Origin of the sequence: Methyloceanibacter sp. (assembly GCF_035650995.1) — a bacterium.
Classification (GTDB): Bacteria; Pseudomonadota; Alphaproteobacteria; order Rhizobiales; family Methyloligellaceae; genus Methyloceanibacter.
Map to the genome: position 1 here is coordinate 1 of NZ_DASRGO010000021.1, position 21,083 is coordinate 21,083.

The 21,083-nt window shown below is 63.7% G+C and carries 20 protein-coding genes, 1 tRNA gene and 2 pseudogenes; 12 read left to right on the forward strand and 11 right to left on the reverse strand.

Annotation, left to right across the window (positions count from 1 at the left end; genetic code table 11):
• Window positions 1-492: pseudogene (locus tag VFB18_RS01295) on the reverse strand (glutamine synthetase); the annotation flags it as partial.
• A gap of 15 nt (window positions 493-507) precedes the next feature.
• Window positions 508-1,854 carry an FAD-binding oxidoreductase gene (locus VFB18_RS01300; protein ID WP_324970469.1) on the reverse strand — a complete coding sequence of 449 codons (1,347 nt, stop codon included), beginning with the start codon at window positions 1,852-1,854 and terminating at the stop codon, window positions 508-510.
• A gap of 205 nt (window positions 1,855-2,059) precedes the next feature.
• Between VFB18_RS01300 and VFB18_RS01305 the strand changes: the two genes are divergently transcribed.
• The 3 genes from VFB18_RS01305 to VFB18_RS01315 all read left to right on the forward strand — a co-directional run bounded on the left by VFB18_RS01305 (window position 2,060) and on the right by VFB18_RS01315 (window position 5,126).
• Window positions 2,060-2,791: a FadR/GntR family transcriptional regulator gene (locus VFB18_RS01305; RefSeq protein ID WP_324970470.1), complete on the forward strand. Its 732-nt coding sequence runs from the start codon at window positions 2,060-2,062 to the stop codon at window positions 2,789-2,791.
• 112 nt (window positions 2,792-2,903) lie between these two features.
• Entirely contained in the window at window positions 2,904-4,697 is a 1,794-nt protein-coding gene (locus VFB18_RS01310) for a putative bifunctional diguanylate cyclase/phosphodiesterase (protein ID WP_324970471.1), read from the forward strand.
• Window positions 4,698-4,952: 255 nt separating this feature from the next.
• Window positions 4,953-5,126, forward strand: a complete 174-nt coding sequence (locus tag VFB18_RS01315) for a hypothetical protein (RefSeq protein ID WP_324970472.1) — start codon at window positions 4,953-4,955, stop codon at window positions 5,124-5,126.
• Here VFB18_RS01315 and VFB18_RS01320 read toward each other — a convergent pair.
• A complete protein-coding gene (locus tag VFB18_RS01320) occupies window positions 5,101-6,132 on the reverse strand; it encodes an aldo/keto reductase (RefSeq protein WP_324970473.1) in 1,032 nt (343 codons plus the stop codon). The genes VFB18_RS01315 and VFB18_RS01320 overlap by 26 nt on opposite strands.
• Before the next feature lie 88 nt (window positions 6,133-6,220).
• Window positions 6,221-6,727, reverse strand: a complete 507-nt coding sequence (locus VFB18_RS01325; protein ID WP_324970474.1) for a hypothetical protein — start codon at window positions 6,725-6,727, stop codon at window positions 6,221-6,223.
• 101 nt (window positions 6,728-6,828) lie between these two features.
• Between VFB18_RS01325 and VFB18_RS01330 the strand changes: the two genes are divergently transcribed.
• Window positions 6,829-7,830 (forward strand): NAD-dependent epimerase/dehydratase family protein, encoded by a 1,002-nt coding sequence (locus VFB18_RS01330; protein ID WP_324970475.1) that lies wholly within the window; start codon window positions 6,829-6,831, stop codon window positions 7,828-7,830.
• On the opposite strand, the gene VFB18_RS01335 is transcribed toward VFB18_RS01330, so the two are convergent.
• Window positions 7,805-8,665, reverse strand: coding sequence for an SDR family NAD(P)-dependent oxidoreductase (locus VFB18_RS01335; protein WP_324970476.1), 861 nt, complete (start codon window positions 8,663-8,665; stop codon window positions 7,805-7,807). The two genes, VFB18_RS01330 and VFB18_RS01335, sit on opposite strands and share 26 nt — an antisense overlap.
• A 205-nt stretch (window positions 8,666-8,870) precedes the next feature.
• On the opposite strand from VFB18_RS01335, the gene VFB18_RS01340 reads away from it, so the two are divergent.
• Window positions 8,871-9,551: a hypothetical protein gene (locus VFB18_RS01340; protein ID WP_324970477.1), complete on the forward strand. Its 681-nt coding sequence runs from the start codon at window positions 8,871-8,873 to the stop codon at window positions 9,549-9,551.
• Between the two features lie 39 nt (window positions 9,552-9,590).
• Here the strand turns inward: VFB18_RS01340 and VFB18_RS01345 are convergent, their stop codons facing one another.
• Entirely contained in the window at window positions 9,591-10,658 is a 1,068-nt protein-coding gene (locus VFB18_RS01345) for an NAD(P)-dependent alcohol dehydrogenase (protein WP_324970478.1), read from the reverse strand.
• 143 nt (window positions 10,659-10,801) lie between these two features.
• Between VFB18_RS01345 and VFB18_RS01350 the strand changes: the two are divergent.
• Window positions 10,802-11,002 (forward strand): annotated as a pseudogene (locus tag VFB18_RS01350) (LysR substrate-binding domain-containing protein); the annotation flags it as partial.
• 87 nt (window positions 11,003-11,089) lie between these two features.
• On the opposite strand, the gene VFB18_RS01355 reads toward VFB18_RS01350, so the two are convergent.
• Window positions 11,090-11,166 (reverse strand) — tRNA-Arg (locus VFB18_RS01355).
• A gap of 200 nt (window positions 11,167-11,366) precedes the next feature.
• Here VFB18_RS01355 and VFB18_RS01360 point away from each other — a divergent pair.
• A complete protein-coding gene (locus tag VFB18_RS01360; RefSeq protein ID WP_324970479.1) occupies window positions 11,367-11,726 on the forward strand; it encodes a hypothetical protein in 360 nt (119 codons plus the stop codon).
• Between the two features lie 104 nt (window positions 11,727-11,830).
• Here VFB18_RS01360 and VFB18_RS01365 read toward each other — a convergent pair whose 3' ends face one another.
• Window positions 11,831-12,859, reverse strand: coding sequence for an AraC family transcriptional regulator (locus VFB18_RS01365; RefSeq protein ID WP_324970480.1), 1,029 nt, complete (start codon window positions 12,857-12,859; stop codon window positions 11,831-11,833).
• 87 nt (window positions 12,860-12,946) lie between these two features.
• Here VFB18_RS01365 and VFB18_RS01370 point away from each other — a divergent pair, with 87 nt between their 5' ends.
• The gene (locus VFB18_RS01370; protein WP_324970481.1) at window positions 12,947-13,228 is read left to right on the forward strand and encodes a hypothetical protein; all 282 of its coding nucleotides are present in this window, start codon (window positions 12,947-12,949) and stop codon (window positions 13,226-13,228) included.
• A gap of 89 nt (window positions 13,229-13,317) precedes the next feature.
• Window positions 13,318-14,148 carry a class I SAM-dependent methyltransferase gene (locus tag VFB18_RS01375; RefSeq protein WP_324970482.1) on the forward strand — a complete coding sequence of 277 codons (831 nt, stop codon included), beginning with the start codon at window positions 13,318-13,320 and terminating at the stop codon, window positions 14,146-14,148.
• Here VFB18_RS01375 and VFB18_RS01380 read toward each other — a convergent pair whose 3' ends face one another.
• The 3 genes from VFB18_RS01380 to VFB18_RS01390 form a co-directional block, all read right to left on the reverse strand.
• On the reverse strand, window positions 14,149-15,603 hold the full coding sequence (locus VFB18_RS01380; RefSeq protein ID WP_324970483.1) for a HAMP domain-containing sensor histidine kinase: 1,455 nt from the start codon (window positions 15,601-15,603) through the stop codon (window positions 14,149-14,151).
• A gap of 117 nt (window positions 15,604-15,720) precedes the next feature.
• On the reverse strand, window positions 15,721-17,151 hold the full coding sequence (locus VFB18_RS01385; RefSeq protein ID WP_324970484.1) for a dihydrolipoyl dehydrogenase family protein: 1,431 nt from the start codon (window positions 17,149-17,151) through the stop codon (window positions 15,721-15,723).
• Window positions 17,152-17,189: 38 nt separating this feature from the next.
• Window positions 17,190-17,996 carry a TVP38/TMEM64 family protein gene (locus VFB18_RS01390; RefSeq protein WP_324970485.1) on the reverse strand — a complete coding sequence of 269 codons (807 nt, stop codon included), beginning with the start codon at window positions 17,994-17,996 and terminating at the stop codon, window positions 17,190-17,192.
• 379 nt (window positions 17,997-18,375) lie between these two features.
• Here VFB18_RS01390 and rpmH point away from each other — a divergent pair, with 379 nt between their 5' ends.
• The 3 genes from rpmH to yidC all read left to right on the forward strand — a co-directional run bounded on the left by rpmH (window position 18,376) and on the right by yidC (window position 20,815).
• Window positions 18,376-18,510, forward strand: a complete 135-nt coding sequence (rpmH, locus tag VFB18_RS01395; protein ID WP_324970486.1) for a 50S ribosomal protein L34 — start codon at window positions 18,376-18,378, stop codon at window positions 18,508-18,510.
• A 28-nt stretch (window positions 18,511-18,538) separates the two neighbouring features.
• Entirely contained in the window at window positions 18,539-18,919 is a 381-nt protein-coding gene (rnpA, locus tag VFB18_RS01400; RefSeq protein WP_324970487.1) for a ribonuclease P protein component, read from the forward strand.
• Window positions 18,920-18,991: 72 nt separating this feature from the next.
• Window positions 18,992-20,815 carry a membrane protein insertase YidC gene (yidC, locus tag VFB18_RS01405; RefSeq protein ID WP_324970488.1) on the forward strand — a complete coding sequence of 608 codons (1,824 nt, stop codon included), beginning with the start codon at window positions 18,992-18,994 and terminating at the stop codon, window positions 20,813-20,815.
• The last annotated feature ends 268 nt before the right edge of the window (window positions 20,816-21,083 follow it).

The window sequence follows — 21,083 nt, forward strand, 5'->3', positions numbered from 1 at the left end:
GCCGTGCCTCAGCTCGAGCCCGTGGTCTTTCTTGAACTGCTCATGGATGCGGCGGAGATTGCCGCGGGCGTCAGCGGTGAGGAAGGCGCCCGGCTCCTCGCGCTCCTCGCGGTTGCGGAACAGGGTGCACCACAGCCGCGCAACGCGCTTGTCCCACGGGAGCTGCATGAAGGTCTCGGGCTCGGGGATGCCGATCAGCTCGGCAGCCTCGGGGCCATAACCGAGATATTCGCCACGGCGGTTGATGAAAAGGTTCATGGTGGCGCCATAGACGAGCTGGAAGCCCTTCCTCGCCACGCTCTCCCAGTGGTCGGCCGGGATGCCCTTGCCCATGATACGGCCGGTGACCGACACGAATTGCAGATAGAGATAGTCGATTCCGAGTTCGTCGATCTTGCGGCGGACTTGAGCAACCAGCTCTTGGCGCTGCGGGTCGTCTACGAAGCGCTCGATGTCCGTCTTCTGCTGATCAGTGGACGCGGCGTAGTTCATGGTGCACCTCTACACTCAACTCCACGGGAAAGGACTGTTCGATACGGGATGAAGCTCGCCCTTGGCGAAGCGGCCGAAGCGAAACGGCTCGAGCAGAGCGCTCTTCTCGCCCATCACCTCCTGCGCCACCAGCTGGCCGACGCCGATCATCTTGTAGCCGTGATTTGAGTCAGCGATCACGTAGACGTTCTCGCGGAATACGTCAAAGACGGGGAAATTGTCCGGCGTGAAGCAGCCGAGGCCGCCCGACTTCTCGTGATGCTTGTACAAGGCAGTCTTGCCTTCGAAGCGCTTCTGGCAGTGCGCGAGCATCGAGCACCAGGTGTGGATGAAGTCGTCGCCGACGACGAAATCGGGCGAATCGGGACCGTAGGGATCGACGGCCACATCGTCCGGATCCTGATCGACCTTGTAAGGCGACGACCCGCCCTGCACGCCGCCGAAATTGAAATCGGGCTTGTAGTAAAGGCCCCACAGCTTGTCGGTGATGAGCGAGCCGTCGACGTCGGAATAGAGCGGCGCGTCGGTATCGACGTGGATGACGGGCGGAAAGCCGCCGTCATTGGTGCGGTGCATGTTGGGATCGACGCCGAGCGTGCCCTCTTCCAGGCACCAATAGGTCCACATGCGCACGTTGTCGTGCATCTTGCCGTCGCGACCCTTGATCGAGATGTGCTTGGGCTGCTCGAGCATGGTCCAGAAGCGCGAGACCCACGGGCCTGCGCCGATGATCACATAGTCGCAGGCAATGGTGCCGCGGTTGGTGAGGAGCGCCGTCACGGCGCCCGAATTCGAGCCGAACTCGAAGCCCCTCACCTCGACGCCGGTGAGGATGCGGACCCCCTCGGCCTCGGCCTTGTTGGCCAGTCCATACATCGAGGCGGTGTTGTTGGCGTAGCCGCCGCGCTTCTCGTGGAGAACCGAGGTGATGCCTTTGGCCTGCCAATCATCGAACAGGCCAAGCATGTACTTCTGGCAATCAGCCGCGCCTTCGATGAAGACGGAGTCGTAGCCGATCGCCTTCTGTTGCTCATAAATAGTGGCGACCTGCTCGTGCATCACCTCGGGGCTGATCTGCATGTAGCCGACGGGATGATAGCTATAGGCGCTCGGGTCGCTCTCCCAGACCGAAACCGAATGGGCCATCAGCTCGCGCATCGCCGGCTGGTAATAGTTGTTGCGCACCACGCCGCAGGCGATGCCCGAGGCGCCGGCGGCGATCGAGGTCTTGTCGACAACGAGAATATCGGCGCCCGAGCCCTTGCCTTGCGCCCTCAGCATCTCGGCGAGATGGTATGCGGTGCTAAGCCCGTGGACGCCCGCACCGATGACGGCATATTTGGTCGAGGACGGAAAGCTCACTCTTACCCTCCCGGTCGGCAAATCACGCGGTCGCCGCGGACCATATTGTTGCAAAGGGCCACATTGGTATGCGAAACCGTCGGACTTTGCAGACCCCCATTGGCGCTCCTATTTGCACATAAGCGTGGACCGGTCGCAACCAATTTCTTGATTCGGGTCCAAAGTGGGCCTAATTTGGCCGGATCAATCCGGCAGGGAGATTCCGATGACCGATTCTCATAACAGGTCTTCAGACGCCGTTCTTGTCTCGCTGACCAAGCCGCATCACGGCGTGGGCACGATTTCGGCCTATCTCAGGCGCGCCATCGAAACCGGCGCTTATAGCGAGGGCGACCGCCTGCCGCCGGAACGCCAGTTGGCGGCGACTTTCCAGGCCGCACGCAGCACGGTCAGGCGCGCGCTCGACCAACTCGAGCGAGCCGGGCTCGTGTCGCGCCGCCTTGGCAGCGGGACCTTCGTCGGAGCGACCGCGGCAACCAGCCGCCGCACTGCGGACCTCGCCGATCAGGTGAGTCCGCTCCAGCTGATCGAGGCGCGACTCGCGGTCGAGCCCTATACCACGCGGCTCGCCGTGCTGCATGCGACGCGCCGCAACCTCGACGACATGGAAGCCGTGCTCGCGCATGGAGAGGAGTCGCTCAACGACAAGGACTCGTTCTCGAAGTGGGACGGGGAATTTCATCTTCTCATCGCACATGCGTCGGGCAATCCGCTTCTCATCAACTTCTACCGTCAGATCAACCACGTCCGCCTTCACGCCCAATGGGACGCGATGAAGGAGAAGATTCTGACGCCCGAGGTGATAGCCGGCTATAACCGCCAGCACCGCGCCATCTTCCACGCCCTCCACGAGCGCGACGCGCAAGGCGCGCAGACGCTGATCACCGAGCATCTGGAGAAGGCGCGCGACGATCTCGTCAAGGCGAATAGCCCGTAAATCCAGTCGTCTCCCCGCTCGCGCCTAGGTAGCAAAAAAGCGGATTAACCATTTCGCTACACTTGTCCTAAACCGTTTTCCGGCACGGTTCCCCTTGTCCGAGGGGAACCGCATGACAACCAAAAGTCGCGGCCAATCCTCAAGCGAGGCCGCACGATACGACGACGGATTGGGCTGCGACCGGGCCTCTTGCCCCGAGTCCACCCGCGCCCTGTTCGGCACGAGCGAGGCCTTTCTCGCCAGCGTGATCGAGAACATGCCGACCGTGGTCTTCGTCAAGGACGCGCGGACCGGCCGCTTCATCCTGATCAACCGGGCCGGCGAGGATCTCCTTGGCCTGCCCCGCTCGGCGATCATCGGCATGACGGATCACGATCTCTTCGCCAAGGAAGAGGCCGAGCGGTTCGTGGCGCGCGACAGGCGCGCCATGCAGTCGGGCGAACCGCAGGTGATCGACGAAGAGCCCATCCACACCCCGCATAACGGCATTCGCTGCCTGCGCACGCGGGTCATCGCGGTACGCGACACTGACGGGCACCCGCATCTCCTGCTCGGCATTTCGGAGGACATCACCGAGCAGAAGGTCGCCGGTGAGCGCATGAGGTATATGGCCCATCATGACGGGCTCACCAGCCTCGCCAATCGTGCGTTATTCCGCCAGCAGCTCGACGCCGCCATGAGCGAGTTTCGCCGGACGGGACGGAAAGTCACCCTCTTTTTCTTCGATCTCGACGGCTTCAAGAAAATCAACGACACGCTCGGCCATCCGACCGGAGACGCGCTTCTGCGCATGCTCGCCGACCGGCTGCGCAAATGCGCCGGCGAGGGCGACATTGTGGCTAGGCTCGGCGGCGACGAGTTCGCCATCGTGCATCCAGCCTCGCCGACGGCCAAGGACGATACGGCGCTCGCGGGCGAAATCGTGCAACGCGTGTCCAAGCCCTACGACATCGGAGGCCACCGGCTGACGGTGACCGCAAGCGTAGGGATCAGCCAATCGAGCGAGATCTGCTCGGACTCGGAACGCATGCTGCGCAATTCCGACGTTGCGCTCTATCGCGCCAAGGAAGGCGGGCGCAACAGTTTCCGCTTCTACGACCCGAGCATGGACCGGCACCTCGAGGAGAAGCGGGCGCGCGAGCTCGCCATCCGCAATGCGCTCGGCCGCGGCGAGTTCGAGGTGCATTACCAGCCTTTCGTGGGGGTCTCGAACCAGCGGATTTGCGGGCTCGAGGCGCTGCTGCGCTGGCGCCATCCAGAGGAGGGATTGCTACCGCCGTCCGACTTCATTCCGGTCGCCGAAGAGGCGGGATTGATCAGCACGCTCGGCGAGTGGGTGCTGCGCAAGGCCTGCGCCGACGCCGCACAGTGGCCGGTCTATATCGGGCTTGCGGTGAACATTTCGCCGTCGCAATGCACGCCCGCGCTGGCGCAGACGGTGATGAGCGCGCTTGCCTCCTCGCGGCTTTCGCCGGGCCAGCTCGAACTTGAGATCACCGAGTCGGCGCTGCTGCACGATACCAGCACGACGGTTTCGGTGTTGCATCAACTGCGCGGGCTCGGAGTGAAGATCGCCATGGACGATTTCGGCACCGGCTATTCGTCGTTGAGCTATCTGCGCAGCTTTCCCTTCGACAAGATCAAGATCGACAAGAGCTTCGTGCAGGACCTGCTGACCGACAGCGACTCGCTCTCGATCGTGCGCGCCGTGGCCGGGCTCGGCGCAAGCTTCGGCGTGTCGACGACGGCTGAGGGCGTCGAGACGGCCGAGCAGTTCGAGCAGGTGCGCGCGGCCGGCTGCACCTATGTTCAAGGCTTCTATTTCGGACGGCCTGTGCCGATCGACGAAGTGTTCAGGGCGCTGCGCGAGCGGCGGGCGGCGATCAGGAAGCCAGGTTACGCCTGAGCCCTGGTGCGGTTCTTGGACACGGACCCCGCGTCTCCAGGCCCCTTGACTATGCGCGGGTCGGGCAAGTCCGGTTGCCAAACACGATCCACATCGCCACTAGTTGGCAGGCCGAGAGTGGATCATTCGAAGGCATCCTTCCGATCGACATTCCTCACTCCCCGAACCATGAACGAAGCTCTCAAGCGACGAGACCTGGGGCCTGACAGCGCCCAGCCGGCCAGCTCGGCGAAGCTCGGGCCATGGTGGTTTGCCTTGGAACCGCGCCGCGGTGCTCTGTTTGTCGTCAATATCGGCGCGCCGCTCCTGATCGGCCTCCTGCTCGGCGAAGCAAGCGCCGCGCTTGTCGGCGGCATTACCGGGCTCCTTCTCTCGCTTGCCGACCAGGAGGGTGGCCTCTGCCTTAGGCATATTCAGGCGGCGCCATGAACTCAGGACCAACCGGGTTCACGACAGTCTCGGCGATGATGCGGTCGATCTCGGTCTTGGCCGCGGAATCGAGCGACCACCCCATCGCCGCCTCGACGGGCGTGAGCTCATCGGGCCGGCGCGCGCCCCATAGGGCCGTGGTGATGCCCTGATCGAGCACCCAGCGCACGGCAAGCTCGATCACGTGCGTGCCATAGCGCTCGCGGGCGAAGCGATCGAGCTGTTCCACCGCCGCGAGATATTGCGGGAAGCGGTCGGTCTGGAATTTGGGGTCGTGGCGGCGGAGATCGTCGCCTGAGAATTTGGTCTCGGCGCGCATGCGGCCCGACAGGAGCCCGCGGCAGAGCGCGCCGTAACCAAGTGTGGCAATCGAGTGCTTCTTGCAATAGGGCAGGATCTCCTTATCGATGCCCCGCTCGAAAAGATTGTAAGGCGGCTGGAGCACGTGAAGCGGGCTTACCGAGCGGAACTCATCCATCTGCTTCACCGAGAAATTGCTCACGCCGATAGCGCGGATCGTGCCCTGCTCGTAGAGATCGCGCATGGCGCGCGCCGTCTCGGCGATCGGCCGGCTTGGGTCGGGCCAATGCACCTGATAGATGTCGATGCGGTCGGTCTTCAGCCGCTTAAGCGAGTCCTCGACCTCGCGCATGATGCGCTCGCGGCTGCCGTTGCGCGTGATCTTGCCGTCATGCCATTCGAGCCCGACCTTGGTGGCGATCAGCGCGTCCTTGCGCAGACCGCCGGCAAGCGCCTTGCCGACGATCTCCTCGGAGCGGCCGAAGCCATAGACAGGCGCGGTGTCGACGACATTGATGCCGTGGCGCAAGGCGGCCTTGACGGTTGCGATCGACTCGGCTTCGTCGCTCCCGCCCCACATCCAGCCGCCGATCGCCCAGGTCCCGAGCGTGACGCGGGAGACCTTAAGCTCGGTTCCGGGGATATCGGCGTATTCCATGAATGTACCGGTTTGGCTGTTGCGGTCGACGGTTTGCTGGACGGACATGGCGCTGGGCTCCCGTTGTAAAGGATTCCAGCTTTAATGATGCTTTCGAGTGGAGGTTCCCAGCCCCCCGCGTCAGTCTGACCGGGGCTCAGTAGCCTTGCGGCTTTCCGACCAGGGACGACTCGCCGCGCAGCATAGCCTTGAGTCTGGGTAACTCCTTTAGCACATGCTCGTCCTTGTCGGCGGCGAAGCGCGCTGGGAAGAAAAGGCGCAGGACGGGATCGAGCATGGCGGCTGCTCCCGCGTACCCCGCCTCGATCGCATGCTCGACCTCGACGCCCGTGTCATCGTCGTTAAGCGCAAAGATCAACTTGACAGGCAGCCGGAACAACGGACGCCTCACTTGCCACACGAGCTTACGTCCGGGCACGAGCTCGACAAGCTCGCACCTTATCTTGACGCGCTTCTGGCCGATCATTTCGTCCATGAGAATGATACTGCCGATCGTTCCCGGCGCACCTCTTACGGTATGGAGCTGAAAGTGGGTGCCGGGCCACCAGCGCCGAAATGCCTCATCGTCGCAATTCGCCAGGAAATCTGTAATCTCTCTGCCCGAGAGCCCCGTGACGTGCGTGCGGGTGATAAGCGAGAACATGCTGGTCGGTCGTCCACGGCTCGTATTGCAAATTCGTGGCGTGAGAGCATCATTTCCGCTCTAACTCCGCAAGGGGCCCCGCCAGTGCGAGGAGCGCTTGAATGCCCACCAAGACCGCGTTCGTCACGGGCGGCACCGGCTTTATCGGCCTCAACCTGATCGAGCATCTTGCGCAATCGGGTTGGGAGGTGACGGCTCTGCATCGGCCGCATTCGCGGCTCACCGAGCTCAAGAAATTTCCGGTACGTCTCGTCCAGGGCGAGATCGAAGACCGCCATTCGCTCGAGCACGCCATGCCGGAAGGCGTGGACGCCGTATTTCACGTGGCGGGAGACGTGAGCCTGTGGTCGGGCCATCGGGAACGGCAATGGCGAACCAATGTCGAAGGCACCCGCAACATGGTGGCGACGGCGCTTGCGAAGCGTGCGGGGAAGTTCATCCATACCTCGACCATCTCCGTCTACGGCATGCAGCCGGAGCCGTTCGACGAGACGGCGCCCAAGCTCGGGCGCGACACGTTGAACTATCAGCGATCGAAGACCGCGGCCGAAGACGAAGTCGCCAAGGGTATCGACCAGGGACTCGATGCAGTGATCCTCAATCCGGCCAACGTGATCGGCCGTTACGACTGGAGCACCTGGTCGCGCTTCATACGACTTGCCGCCAACCGGCAACTGTTCCGCATCCCGCCGGGACGTGCCTGCTATGCCGACGTGGGAGCCGTGGTGCGGGCACACGCCGCTGCGGCCGAGATGGGGCAGACGGGACACAATTACCTGCTCGGCGGCCCGGATGCCTCTTACGCCGACATCGCACGCATGGTCTGCGAGCTTGTGGGCACTGCGCCCAACACCGCCGTCGGCCGCCCGGTGGTCCTGAAGCTCGCTGGACGCGTGTCGGAATGGACGTCGAAATTAACGGGCAAAGAGCCCCGCATCTCCGAGGAAGCGGCCACGATGCTGAGCGCGAGCATCATCTGCCGAAGCGACAAAGCCATCCGCGAGCTTGGCTATGAGATTTCTCCGATCGAGATCACGCTGAAGCGTTGCATCGATTGGATGATCGCCCAGAAGCTCCTTACTCGGCCGGAAGCGCGACGTTAGCGCCGTCGCGAGACGCTGCCCTACCATCCAGACTGGAGATCGCGAAGCGGCTGAATATGCGCCCCATGACGCGATCGTAGAAACGCGGCGGCATGAGCTGACTGAGGCGGACGCTGAGCCAGAGCGGGGTCGGGAAGGAGATGTAGGAGCGCTTGCGCTTAAGCCCCGCCATGATCCTCTCCGCAGCCGCCGTCGAGGTGAACGCCTTTCCCGCCGACATGTCGGCGCCCATCATCCCGTTGATCTCGTCGAGCAACGGGGTCTGGACATAACCCGGGAAGACCGTGGTTACGGTGATGCCCCGCTGCCTAAGCTCGCAGCGCAGGCTCTCGAGATAGGCGGAGACCGCGGCCTTGCTCGCGGAGTAGCCTGGCTCGAACGGGATGCCTCGCACCCCCGCCATGCTCGAAATGCCCACGATGTGGCCGCTCCTCCGCTCGAGCATCGACGGCAGCACGGCCTCGATGGCGTAGACGGTGCCAAGAAAATTCACCTGAACGATCTCCTCCAAATGCGCGATCCTGAGATCGTCGACGGTTGAGGCACGGCAGATTCCGGCGCTCGCGATCAGTACATCGATGGGGCCAAGGGCAGCGGCGATATCACCGACCGCACCGCGCAACCGCTCGCGCTCGCGCACATCGGCCGCGGCAGTCGCACAGGTTACGCCGGAGCGGCGCAGCGCTTCGGCGAGCGGCTCCAATTTGGCCCGGTCGCGATCGATCAGTCCGACCCTGGCGCCCTGACCGGCAAAGGCGAGGCACAGCTCGCGCCCGATGCCGCTCGCGCCTCCGGTCACAAGAATAGACCGGCCGGCGAGCCGCTTGCTCGACATCCCCCTCACCTCTCCCTCCCTCGCCGCTCCGTGCTCGGATTGCGCCGCCAGGCGAGTCTACCACTCCGGCGAGAAAAATGCGCTTGATCGGAGCGCTCTCCAGGCATCCTGGACCGTCCGGCGGAAGCGGGCATGGCCTGTGATATGATCCCATTTTCTTGAGCGAGAGGCTGTCGCGAGGCGTGGCAACGGCAGGTGCTGCTCAATGGGCAAGGTCATCGTCAAGACCGAGACGCCTGAACAGAGTTTTGCGCGCCTAGAGCTCAGTAACGGCGACCAGGTGACGATTGCGGTCGCCGACGGTGAGATCACGATCGTCAAGATGAAGTGGGCGGGAGTTCTGCGCGGCGCGACGCTCTGGAGATCCGCCGACGCCGCTGAGATTGCCGAAAAATTCTTCGACGATACGAAGCTGCCGCAGAAGCCGGTCGAAGCTATCATAGACAAGATCATCGATTGCCGCAGCGCCGACGACGTTGCGGCGCGCCTCTCGGCCACGCCCGATGAGGTGCTCGGTCAATACGTGGCCGCTCTCGAAAATGTGGGCGACAGGATGATCCGGGACATCTCCGAACTGCCCTATCCGAAGGACATGATCAAAGCGGCGCTGCGGCACTACCTGAAGAGAATGAATAGGACGGACCAGAAGGCCGTCGAGGCGTTGGGGGTCGCCTATGTCTCGCTGTCCCACTTCCAGCCGTTAACGCCGGAGGAACAGGACGCGGTCGCGCTCATGGAGAGCGTGCACCATACGCCAGAGGAGAAGATCGAGGGCGGAGACCTCTACGACGCCGTGCTCGCGCGGTGGCGCGCCGACGGCGCGGCTCTGCTCGATGAGCTCAGGTCCATGACCCATCAAGCAGAGGCCGACAAGCGCCGGATATGACGTTCGCCGGAGAGCCGGACCGAACGCCGGGCAGCGGCTTCACTCGGCTTTGAGCGAAGCCATATCGATCGAGAAGCGGTACTTCACATCCGACTTGAGCAGCCGGTCGTAGGCCTCGTTGACCTTCTGGATGGGGATGACTTCGACGTCGGCGGTGATGTTGTGCTTACCGCAGAAGTCGAGCATCTCCTGGGTCTCGGCGATGCCGCCGATGGGCGAGCCGGACAGGCTGCGGCGGCCCATGATGAGGCTGAACGCAGAGACGGGCAGAGGCTTCTCAGGCGCGCCGACGAGGGTGATATTGCCGTCGCGGCGCAACAGGTTGAGATAGGCGTTGATGTCGTGATCGGCGGAAACCGCGTCGAGGATGAAATCGAAGCTGCCGGTGTGCTTCGTCATCTCGTCGGCGTTACGCGACACGACGACTTCATCGGCGCCAAGGCGGAAGGCGTCGTCCTTCTTGTTGGGCGAGGTGGTGAAGACGACGACGTGCGCTCCGAGCGCATGGGCGAATTTCACAGCCATATGCCCAAGTCCGCCGAGACCGACCACGCCGATCTTCTTGCCCTTGGTGACGCCCCAGTGACGCATCGGCGAGTAGGTGGTGATCCCCGCGCAAAGGAGCGGCGCGGCCCCGGCGAGGTCGAGGTTCTTGGGCACGCGCAAGACGAATCGCTCATCGACGACGATGCTGTCGGAATAGCCCCCATAAGTGACGCCGCCAAGGTGCTTGTCGGGGGAGTTATAGGTGAGGGTCATGTTGGGGCAGAACTGCTCGAGACCCTCGCGGCAATTCGGGCACGTGTGGTCCGAGTCGACCATGCAGCCCACCGCGACGAGGTCGCCTTCCTTGTATCGGGTAACCGCCGAGCCCGTCTTGGTGACGCGGCCGACAATCTCGTGGCCGGGGACGCACGGGTAAACCGTCGGCATCACCTCCCGCCACTCGTTGCGGACTTGATGGAGATCGGAGTGGCAAATGCCGCAGAACAAAATCTCGATCTGCACGTCGTGGTCGGTCGGATTGCGCCGCGGGATCGCGTCGGCTGCGAGCGGCGAGGTTGCGCTCGCGGCTGAGTAGGCTTTGGCGTTATAGGCATTCTTCATCGATTTGCTCCTAACGTTTTTGTGTCGGTTTCGTGCGGCCTTGGGGTTCCGGCGCGGCGCCTTGCTACAGATCGGACGGGTCGTAGCCCGGTTTCTTGTAAAGCTTGGCCCATCTGCCCCGGATGTCCCGTAGACTCCAGGTCCTCAATGCAGCGCTGGCCGGATTCGGGCTTGCCTACGTGCCGGAAGACTTGGCTTTGCCCTATATTGCGAAGGGCCGTCTCGAGCGGGTGCTTGAGGATTGGTGCCCGCCCTCGCCGGGCTATCACCTCTATTATCCGAGCCGGCGGCAAACCTCGCCCGCCTTCTCGCTGCTGGTCGATGCCCTGCGCTATCGAGGCTGAAAGCCACGCTCCTGTTCCCAGCGCAGGCCACCGACACCCCGGTATGCCGGTGCGTGAGGCGACGTTCGGCCTGCTTATTCAAAGGAATGGCGCGCCCGAAAGGATTCGAACCTCTGACCCCCAGATTCGTAGTCTGGTGCTCTATCCAACTGAGCTACGGGCGCGTCTTGCCATCCGGTAAGGCTGGTTGAGCCTGTCACGGCAATCCACGAGATATGGCGGGCCTGGAGGCCATGTGACCAGCCCGCCCTACCTAAGCTCTAAGCGGCTCAAAGGCAAGGCTCGAACATCACGGAAATTTAGCCCTTTTCGGCTAGGTTCCGCTCCCCACCCCCATAACCCTCTAAGGGAGGAAACCATGCACATGAACAACCTTCTTGGCCGCGCCACGGCGATCCTCGCCGCTTCCGTCGTTGCCATCGGTCTTTCCGGCGCGGCTCAGGCCGCGGTCGACTTCACCGGCAAGTACCTGACCACCGACACGGGAGGCAAGCCGATGCAGATCGTGCTTGCCCCGAATGGCCGGGCCTGGGGCCATCGCCCCGGCGAATATATGAAGGGCGCCTGGGCTGCCGGCAAAAGGTACGCAGTGATCAGCTGGAAGGGCGGTTGGAGCACCAAGCTCGTCAAGCGCGGCGACCACTTCAAGAAGTTCGCCTATGGCCCGGGCCAGGCACCGAAGGGCAAGCCCCTCAGCAAGGCCTATGCCGTAAAAGTCCAGTAGCCCACGAGAACAGAACGTAAGCCGCGCCCCCCGCCTCACAACGAGGCGGGAGGCGCCGCCCGTTTGACGGCGCGCTCGCCACCGAGAGGCGGATTCCGCCGCGATCAGGATGAATGGGACAGGGTTGAATCGGCGCTATCGCGCCACTGGCCAGGGGTTGCGCCCGTGACGCGCTTGAAGGCGCGATTGAAGGCGGGAAGCGAGCCATAGCCCACGTCGGCGGCGATCTTGGCGAAGCTGTCGGCGCTGTTACGGATGCGTTCGGCGGCCAATTGCATCCGCCAATTGGTAACGTATTCGATCGGCGCCTGGCCCAACACTTCGTTGAAGCGCTCTGCCAGCACCGAGCGCGACGAGCCCGCCTCGCGCGCCAGAACGTCGACGGTCCAGCGGCGCGTGGGGTCCGCGTGCACGAACTGCAGCGCGCGGGCAACAATTGGGTCGTTCAACGCAGCGAACCAGCCCGTGGCATTGGCGGGAAGGCGCGCGGCGTAGCGGCGCACCACCTCGATGAACAGGAGCTCCATGAGGCGGCCGAGCATAAGCTCTGTGCCGGGCTGGGCGGTGTCCGCGAGTGTGAGGATCTCTCTCACCGTCGCGGTGAGGACTGCGCTCAGCTTGTCGTCGCCGGTGCGATCGACGTGGAGAGCCGGAAGGGTGCGAAACACCGGCGACGCGACGAACTCCGAGGATTCGAGGAAACCGCAGACCATACGCGTCTCTTCGCCGCCGCCACCGTGATCGACACACCACATCCCCTTGAGGGGACTTGGTTTGATGACGTCCTCGGCGATGGCCATCTCGACACCGTCGCCGCTCCAGAACTTGTGCTCATCGGCGAACGGTACAAGCAGGATATCGCCCGCCGTCACCTTCCGCCTTTCGCCGGTCGCGAGCTGGACAGTGGCACCGCCCGAAGCGATGAGGTGGAAGATGCTGATGTGCGTCATGCGCGCCATGGGCGTGCGCTCGTCAAAGCGCTTGGGACTGATGATGCCGAAGGGAGCGGTGAACCGGGCGTTCAAGAACACCGATCCGGTCAGGCGCAAGGCGCGCAGCATCTCTGCCAGCAGGTCGTGGCGCCCGCGCGCATTTTCCGGCGTCGCTGCAAACGAAGACGGCGTCCCGATCATTGAGGGAAATCAGGCCTCCGACGATATCCACGGCCATGCATGAATGTGCAGCTCAGCACATTAAAACACTAGCCGATGGAGCGTGAAATGAGAACGGCGAAGAGAAGCCGTTGGCTTTATGAACCGGCGTTCGCCGGCTTGGTCTTGATGTTGGGAATCGTGAATGCCGCCGCGGCCTCCAATGACGGACCCGAACCCTATCCAACCGACGCCTGCGCACTCAATGCTTGCTACAGAAGCTGCGACGGCTTGGCCGACCAGTGCTATCGCAATTGCGATCTGAAGTTCATGAACGACTGCAACGCAAAGCACTCCTCCACGTCAGCCAACCATGTGACGCCGACCGGCGGCGTGAAGAAAGTGCGTTAACCGCGCACGAGCCGCCTACGCGAAGCCAGTATCCCCGGCCGCCTTGGGAACGGTCGCCGACCAATCAGGCCGAACAAGGAACCACAGCGATGAACATTCAACCAACCAATCCTCCCACCGCCGATCTCGCCGCGGTCAAGAGCCGCCAGCACGCCGCCTGGGCCTCGGGCGATTACGCCGTCGTCGGCACCACCTTGCAGATCGTCGGCGAGACGCTGTGCGAGGCGGTCGATCTCCATGCCGGCGAACGCGTGCTCGACGTCGCCGCCGGCAATGGCAATGCCACACTCGCGGCAGCAAGACGTTTCGCCGAAGTCGTCTCAACCGACTACGTCGGCACGCTTCTCGAGCGTGGGCGCGAGCGCGCCAAGGCCGATCGTCTTCCCGTCACCTTCCTCGAAGCCGATGCCGAGAACCTTCCTTTCGAGACGGGAACCTTCGACGTCGTGCTGTCGACCTTCGGCGTCATGTTCGCGCCGGATCATGGGAAGGCGGCGAGCGAGCTCGTGCGCGTATGTCGGCGTGGCGGGAGGATAGGCCTTGCCAACTGGACACCGGAGAGCTTCATCGGCAGGCTGTTCAAGCTCGTCGGCCAATATGTGCCGTCAGCGCCAGGGGTAAAGTCGCCCGTGCTTTGGGGTACGAGGGATTACCTCAAGGGCTTGGTCGGGACAGAGGCGAGCGTCGCCGCCGAGAACAGAACCTTCGCCTTCCGCTACAGATCGCCAGAACATTGGATCGAGATTTTCCGCAACTACTATGGCCCGGTGCATAAGGCCTTCGCGGCGATCGAGCCAAACGCGCGGATCTCTCTCGAAAGCGACCTCATGGCTTTAATCGCCGAGTTCAACGTCGCGGACGACAAGACCATGGTCGTTCCGAGCGAATATCTCGAGGTCGTTATCGTCAAGGCGCGGTGATCAGGCGCGGCGGCGGGCCTGATCGAGATCGACGACGACGTCGGGAATGGCAACGCGGAAGGTCGCCCCGCCCTCGTTGCCGACAAGCGCAATCTCGCCGCCATGGGCGTGGACCAGCTCGGCGGCTATGGCAAGGCCGAGCCCGGTACCGTCCTTGCGCGCCACGCTCTGGAACGCCTTGAACAGATTGGCGCGCGCGCGCTCCGGAACCCCGGGTCCGGTGTCGGCCACCTCGATGATGGTGACGGCGCCCTCGCGGCGGGCCATCACCATGATCTCGCCCGAGCGGCCATCGCTCTCGAGCGCCTGAACGGCGTTGCGGCAGAGATTGCTCAAGACGCGGAAGAGCTGGTCACGGTCGGCATCGACTTCGAGACCCTCTTCGATTGCAAGCGTCCAGGAGATCAGCTTCGGCCGCGGCAAGCCGAGCGAATCGCCGACCTCGGCGACGAGGGGGGCAAGCTCGAAGCGCATGCGGCTCGGCGGGATCTCCTGGGCCTGGCCGAAATCGAGGGTGCGCGCGCACAGCCTGATGGCGCGATCGAGCGACGCGATCAGCTTGGGCACGAGGCGCTGCACCGTCGGATCCTTCACGGTGATGAGACGGTCCGAGAGGAGCTGCGCGCTCGACAGCATGTTGCGCAAGTCGTGGCTGATCTTGCTGACCGCAAGGCCGAGTGCTGCGAGCCTGGTCTTCTGCGACAGCGTCTCGGAGAGCTCCTTCTGCATGGCGGAGAGCTCGCGCTCGGCGGTGCCGATCTCGTCGCGCCGGGCGGACGGGGCGATGATCCTCGTCGGGTCCTCGGGCCGCTCGCTGAAGCGCACGATGTTCCAGGTGAGCTTGGTCATCGGCTTAACGAGCAGGGCATCGAGCGAGAGATAGACGAGTGCCGCGGTGATGATCGAGATGAGGATGGAGAGGCCGAGAATGTCGAGCCCATACCGGATCATGGCCGCCTTCAACGGCGCCTCCTCCATCACTACGTCGATGACCTCATCACTCATCCCGGGCTGGCCGACCACGCGAATGATGCGGTCATCGGGCGCGACATAGACCATCAGCGCGTCGGCGATGAGCCTCATCCATGACGCGTCGCGGAGATCGTAGGAGGCGGCGATCTCGGCCGGCATGTTCATCTCGATGATGAGCACGCGCGCGTCGGCCTTCTTCACCGCGATGGCCTTGACCTTGGCCCGGTCGAGCAACTCGTCGCGAAGTGCGGGCGGGAGCTGGCCGCCGGGCGCGGCCTCCGCCGCGAGCGCCGCGATCTGCGCGGCCGCAAGCCGTTCCATCAGCCACTGGCGGCGGAAATTGGACACCGAGGGCACGAACACGAGCACCTCGGCGAGCATGACGAAGAGGATGGTGAGCAGCAGCAATTTGGCGGACAGGCCGGGCACATAGCGGGCCGTTCGCCGAGTTCCCCCCTCCGCGCTGGACGTTTCGTCGGTCACCTTGAGAGACTCGCCGTGCACCTAAAGTCGCGCCGGTCGGGCGCGCCGCTTGAGCCCTATCGTACCCGAAAACGGCCGTTTTCGGAATGGAGGGCCCTCGAACGGCCGCAGGCGACTTCAGCCGAAGCGCCGCAGCAATCCGATGATGCTCCGCACCCAGCCTTTGGCCAAAGTGGGCAGATAATAGGTGAAAGCCACGCGCTTCGAGATTTCCGATAGCGTCGGATAGGGCAGCACGAAAGAGGTGATGTCGCCGATCCTGATATCCTTGGCCATGGCAACGACCCACATCTGGATGAGCTCGCCGGCGCTCGCGCCAACAATGGTGCAGCCCAAAATGGTGCCGTCCTTGCGGGTGATAACCTTGATGAAGCCGTCGGTCTCGCGCTCGCATTGGGCCCGGTCGTTGTCGGCATAGGGCCAGCGGTAGATGCGGATGGAGCGGCGGCGGAAGCGCTTGTGCGCCTCCTCCTCGGTGAGCCCGACCTGGGCAAGCTCGGGGTCGGTGTAGATGACGCGCGGGATCGCCGTGGCGCCGACATCGGGGCGCAGGCGGAACAGCGCGTTCTTGATGACGATGCTCGCGTGATAGTTGGCGAGGTGGGTGAACTTAGGGCCGCCGATCACGTCGCCGATGGCATAGACCTTGCGGTTCGCGGTCTTGAGCTGATCGTTAACCTTGATGCCGTCCTCGGTGTACTCGATGCCGGCGCGATCGAGGTTGAGCGACTTCAAGTTCGGCTTGCGGCCCGTGGCAACGAGGAGATGCGTCCCCTTGATGATGACCATCTCGCCGTCCTTGTGGAAATGCACGGCGACGCCTTGCACGGAGCGTTCGACGCGCTCGATCCGGGTGTTGGGGTAGAGCACGACCTGGGTGTCCTCGAGCCTCTTCATCAGGACGCGCGCCGCCTCGGTGTCCTCGTTGGGAAGAATGCCCGCGGTATCGAAGATGGTGACGTGAGAGCCCAGCATGCGGTGCGCCTGGCCGAGCTCGAGCCCCATCGGTCCGCCGCCCAGCACAATCAGATGCTGGATGCGCTCGCTCACGTCGAAGATCGTCTCGTTGGTGAAATAGGGCACTTCGTCGAGGCCGGGGATCGGCGGGATCAACGGCATCGAGCCGGTGGCGATGACGAAGCGCCGCGCGCGCACGAGCACGCGGCCGGCCTCGACCGTGAACTTGTCGAGGAAGCTGGCATTGGCCTGAATGACACGGACCCCCAAGCCCGTCATGCGCTCGATCGAGTCGTTCGGCGCTATGGCCGCGATGACGCCATGAACATGATCGTGGACGCCGCGGTGGTCGATCTGCGCCTCGATCACGTCGATGCCGAAATTCGACGCGGTGCGCACCGCCTCGGCGCGCTTGCCGGCGGCGAGCAGGGCCTTGGAGGGGACGCAGCCGTAGTTGAGGCAATCGCCGCCCATGCGCCCTTTCTCGATGAGCACCACGGGAACGCCGAACTGGGCCGCTGCGGCGGCGACGGAAAGGCCTCCTGAGCCCGCGCCGATAACGCAGAGGTCGGGCTTCAGCACCTCTTCCATGGCAGTCCAGTCCCCCTTAGCCTCAACCCTTCAGACCTTCAGACGGCCCGGCGCCTGAACCATTTAACCAGAACCGGCACCAGCGCAACCAGTCCGAGCGCAACCAGACCCGCAATCAGCTCCGGCGTAAGAAGCGCCCCGGGATCGAGCGTATATGGGCAGGACTCTTGGCCCCCCGCCCCCATCTTGGCAAGGCACGATTGGTGAAGAGCTTGCTGCGCTTCGATCACGCTGTCGAGGCCATTGCCGGCGAGAGAATAGGCAAAGGTCCCCGGAATGATGCCGATAGCCGTCGCGGCGAGGTATGTGGTGAAGCTCACGCCGAGCAGGGCCGGGGCGAGATTGACGAGCCAGAAGGGAAAGATCGGGACGAGGCGCAGGAAGAGCAGATAATGGAACGCATCCTCCTGGAAGCCTTGGCGAAAGCGCTCAAGCCAGGGGCCCGCCTTGGCCGCAACGAGATCGCTTAGAGCGCTCTTGGCGGCAAGAAATACGACGGCCGCCCCGAGTGTGGCGCCGATCACGGAAGCGACCCCGCCGACAAACCAGCCAAACAAGAGCCCGCCGGCCAACGTGAGCGCAGCGCCTCCCGGCACGGACAAGGCCACCGTTGCCGCGTAGAGCGCGACGAAGATCAATAGGGCGAGCGGCAGATTGGCGTCGATCGCCTGCGCGAGAGCGGCGCGGTTTTCGGCGAGGCTTTCGAGCGAGAGATAACTTCCCCAGCCCATGGCGAAGACGAGAGCCGTGCCGGCGAGAAGGAGGCCAAGCGGCCAGAGGCGCCTGACCCAGGCGCCTGCGCCGCCCGTTCCCTTTGGGAATCGCTCTCCTTGGCGAACGTTCATGGCCAAGACATTGGGCCCGGCAGCCACGAGAGAAAACGGCCCGTAGCGCCATTGTGATGCTCCGTCACCAGGCGTGATGCGGAACGGTTCGTTTGTCGCACGTTGGCGATGTCTCATTCCGGCGGACTGGCAAGCTTGAGGCGAGACGCCCCGGTGCGGAGGGAGCCACGTATGATTAACCGACTTTTGTGCATTGCCACAACACTTGAACGCACCCGCCAGGGGATCGAGGGGAAAGAGGTCGCAGCTCGCTCAAGACGCGAAGTCTTAGATCTGCTCGGAGGGATTGATTGACCCGAGCGGGTGCCCTATAAGCCCGCAAATCCCTCAGTTTCAGCCGACGGCGGCGGCCTCGGCCACGATCATTCAGGAGACGCCCTTGAAGCGCACGTACCAACCTCACAAGCTCGTCCGCAAGCGGCGTCATGGCTTCCGCGCACGCATGGCAACCAAAGGCGGCCGGCTCGTGCTCGCCAGGCGGCGCGCCAAGGGGCGCAAGCGCCTTTCGGCGTGAGCTGACCGGTCGTCTTCGCTTGGCACCGGTGACCGACATCGGACGCCTGAAGAAGAGAGCCGAGTTCCTTCGCGTTCGCGGTGGAGCACGCTATACGGCACCCTCATTCGTGCTCCAGGCGCGCAAGCGCGAGCCGTGCGGGGACGAACAGCCCTGCGCCGATCCGCGCATTGCCCGGTTCGGCTTCACGACGACAAAAGCCCTTGGGGGTGCGGTCGTCCGCAATCGGGCGCGCAGGCGGCTGAAAGAAGCGGTCAGGCTCGCTGGCGGACGGCATGCTGTCGAGGGCTATGATTATGTTTTGATTGCGCGCGACGGCACGGTACAACGGCCCTTCGAAGAGCTGATCAAGGACCTTGAACGCGCTCTCGCCAAGGTGCACGAGCCGAAACCCGCACAGAAGCGCTAAAGCACCCTAACGCAACCACACTTCCTACCCCGCGAGTTCGCGGCATGAAGCGGCCCTTGAGCTGAAAGCCCCATGGACGAAAACAACCGCAATTTCATTCTTGCCATCGTGCTGTCGCTGGCCGTGCTGTTTGTGTGGCAGTACTTCTTCGTGCCGAAGCCGAAGCCTCCGGCCGAGACGCCGGCGGCGACCGAGCAGACCGAGCCGGGAGCGCCAAAGCCCGGCGCGCCTGCTCCGAGCACGGGCACTCCGCAGCCAGGCGGCGGGGCCGCCGCGACTCTGACCCGCGAAGAGGCGCTCGCGCAGAGCCCGCGCGTCGCCATCGACACCCCGGCGCTCAAGGGCTCGATCGCGCTCAAAGGCGGGCGGATCGACGATCTCACGCTCAAGGACTATCGCGAGACGGTCGAGCCCGACAGCCCGAACGTGGTTCTCCTGTCGCCGGCAGGCTCCCCGCATCCCTACTATACCGAGCACGGGTTCGTTGCGGCGAGTGACCAGGCCGGGCTTTCGCTCCCCGGCGACGGCACGCTGTGGACCGCGGAATCGAAGGGCCCGCTCACGCCGAGCTCGCCGGTGACCCTCACCTACGACAACGGCAAGGGCCTGAAATTCACCCGCACCATCTCGGTCGACGACAAGTACATGTTCACGATCGACGACCGGGTCGCCAACTCGGGATCCGAGCCGGTCACGATCTATCCTTATGCGCTCGTGTCCCGCCACGGCATCCCGCAAACGCAGAGCTACTACATTCTGCATGAGGGCTTGATCGGGGTGGTCGACGACTCGCTCGAGCAGATTACGTATAAGAAGGCCGCCGCAAACCCACCGCAGAGCTTCAAAAGCAACGGCGGCTGGCTCGGCATCACCGACAAATACTGGGCGGCCGTCGTCATTCCCGACCAGAGTCAACCGTTCGAAGCCAAGTTCTTGGGCAGTCAAAGCGACGGGGGCGAGCGCTTCCAGGCCGACTATCTCATGGGCGGCCTGAAAGTGGCGCCGGGCGAGACGGCCGAGAGCAAGGGCCGTGTGTTCGCCGGCGCGAAGGAGGTCCACCTCATCGACCGCTATGCGACCGACGAGGCGATTCCGAAGTTCGACCTCCTGATCGACTGGGGCTGGTTCTATTTCCTCACCCGGCCGATGTTCTATGCGCTCGACTTCTTCTACAAGCTCGTCGGCAATTTCGGCATCGCCATCCTCATCGTCACGCTGCTCATCAAGCTCGTGCTCTTTCCGCTCGCCAACAAGTCGTACGTGTCGATGAGCAAGATGAAGAAGCTCGCGCCCGAGATGCAGCGCATCAAGGAGCGCTTCGGCGAGGACCGCATGCGTCAGCAGCAGGCGATGATGGAGCTGTACAAGAAGGAGAAGGTGAACCCGGCCTCGGGCTGCCTGCCGATCCTGGTGCAGATCCCGGTATTCTTCGCCCTCTACAAGGTGCTGTTCGTCACTATCGAGATGCGGCATGCGCCGTTCTTCGGCTGGATCAGAGACCTCTCGGCGCCCGACCCCACCACCGTCTTCAACCTGTTCGGGTTGATCCCGTGGACACCGCCCGATTTCCTCATGATCGGCGCGTGGCCCTTGATCATGGGCGTGACCATGTGGGTGCAGATGAAGCTGAACCCGGCGCCGCCTGACCCGGTGCAGCAGAAGGTGTTCGCCTGGATGCCGGTGTTCTTTACCTTTCTGCTCGCGCATTTCCCGGCCGGGCTTGTGATCTACTGGGCGTGGAACAACACCCTCTCGGTGATCCAACAGTCGGTGATCATGGCGCGGCAGGGCGTCGAGATTCCGCTGCTGGAGAATCTCGGCATCAAGAAAGTTGAGAATCCTGGACGGAAGAAGAAGCTAGAGAACCGCCGCGCCGAGGACGAAAGCAGCGGTTAGCTGCCCGCCTCAAATCCAACCTTGTCATGGCCGGGCTTGTCCCGGCTATCCACGTCCCTAATGTCGCGTTGTAGGAAAATCGTGGATGCCCGGGCCGAGCCCGGGCATGACCGAGGTTGGAGATGGCCGCCACTTCAACAACAGAGTTCAGCCCCGAGGAGCTTGCCCGCGGCAAGGCGCTGTTCAGGGGCCCGTGCGCCTTCGTCACGGGCGTCACCCGCATCGAGGACTTGCCGCGGGACGGACGGCCGGAGATCGCGTTCGCCGG

Excerpts from the sequence above, each read along its gene's own strand:
- VFB18_RS01305 (WP_324970470.1), top strand. The coding sequence starts at position 2,060 with ATGACCGATTCTCATAACAGGTCTTCAGACGCCGTTCTTGTCTCGCTG.
- VFB18_RS01310 (WP_324970471.1), top strand. The coding sequence starts at position 2,904 with ATGACAACCAAAAGTCGCGGCCAATCCTCAAGCGAGGCCGCACGATAC.
- VFB18_RS01320 (WP_324970473.1), bottom strand. The coding sequence starts at position 6,132 with ATGTCCGTCCAGCAAACCGTCGACCGCAACAGCCAAACCGGTACATTC.
- VFB18_RS01325 (WP_324970474.1), bottom strand. The coding sequence starts at position 6,727 with ATGTTCTCGCTTATCACCCGCACGCACGTCACGGGGCTCTCGGGCAGA.
- VFB18_RS01330 (WP_324970475.1), top strand. The coding sequence starts at position 6,829 with ATGCCCACCAAGACCGCGTTCGTCACGGGCGGCACCGGCTTTATCGGC.
- VFB18_RS01335 (WP_324970476.1), bottom strand. The coding sequence starts at position 8,665 with ATGTCGAGCAAGCGGCTCGCCGGCCGGTCTATTCTTGTGACCGGAGGC.
- VFB18_RS01340 (WP_324970477.1), top strand. The coding sequence starts at position 8,871 with ATGGGCAAGGTCATCGTCAAGACCGAGACGCCTGAACAGAGTTTTGCG.
- VFB18_RS01345 (WP_324970478.1), bottom strand. The coding sequence starts at position 10,658 with ATGAAGAATGCCTATAACGCCAAAGCCTACTCAGCCGCGAGCGCAACC.
- VFB18_RS01360 (WP_324970479.1), top strand. The coding sequence starts at position 11,367 with ATGAACAACCTTCTTGGCCGCGCCACGGCGATCCTCGCCGCTTCCGTC.
- VFB18_RS01365 (WP_324970480.1), bottom strand. The coding sequence starts at position 12,859 with ATGATCGGGACGCCGTCTTCGTTTGCAGCGACGCCGGAAAATGCGCGC.
- VFB18_RS01370 (WP_324970481.1), top strand. The coding sequence starts at position 12,947 with ATGAGAACGGCGAAGAGAAGCCGTTGGCTTTATGAACCGGCGTTCGCC.
- VFB18_RS01375 (WP_324970482.1), top strand. The coding sequence starts at position 13,318 with ATGAACATTCAACCAACCAATCCTCCCACCGCCGATCTCGCCGCGGTC.
- VFB18_RS01385 (WP_324970484.1), bottom strand. The coding sequence starts at position 17,151 with ATGGAAGAGGTGCTGAAGCCCGACCTCTGCGTTATCGGCGCGGGCTCA.
- VFB18_RS01390 (WP_324970485.1), bottom strand. The coding sequence starts at position 17,996 with ATGAACGTTCGCCAAGGAGAGCGATTCCCAAAGGGAACGGGCGGCGCA.
- yidC (WP_324970488.1), top strand. The coding sequence starts at position 18,992 with ATGGACGAAAACAACCGCAATTTCATTCTTGCCATCGTGCTGTCGCTG.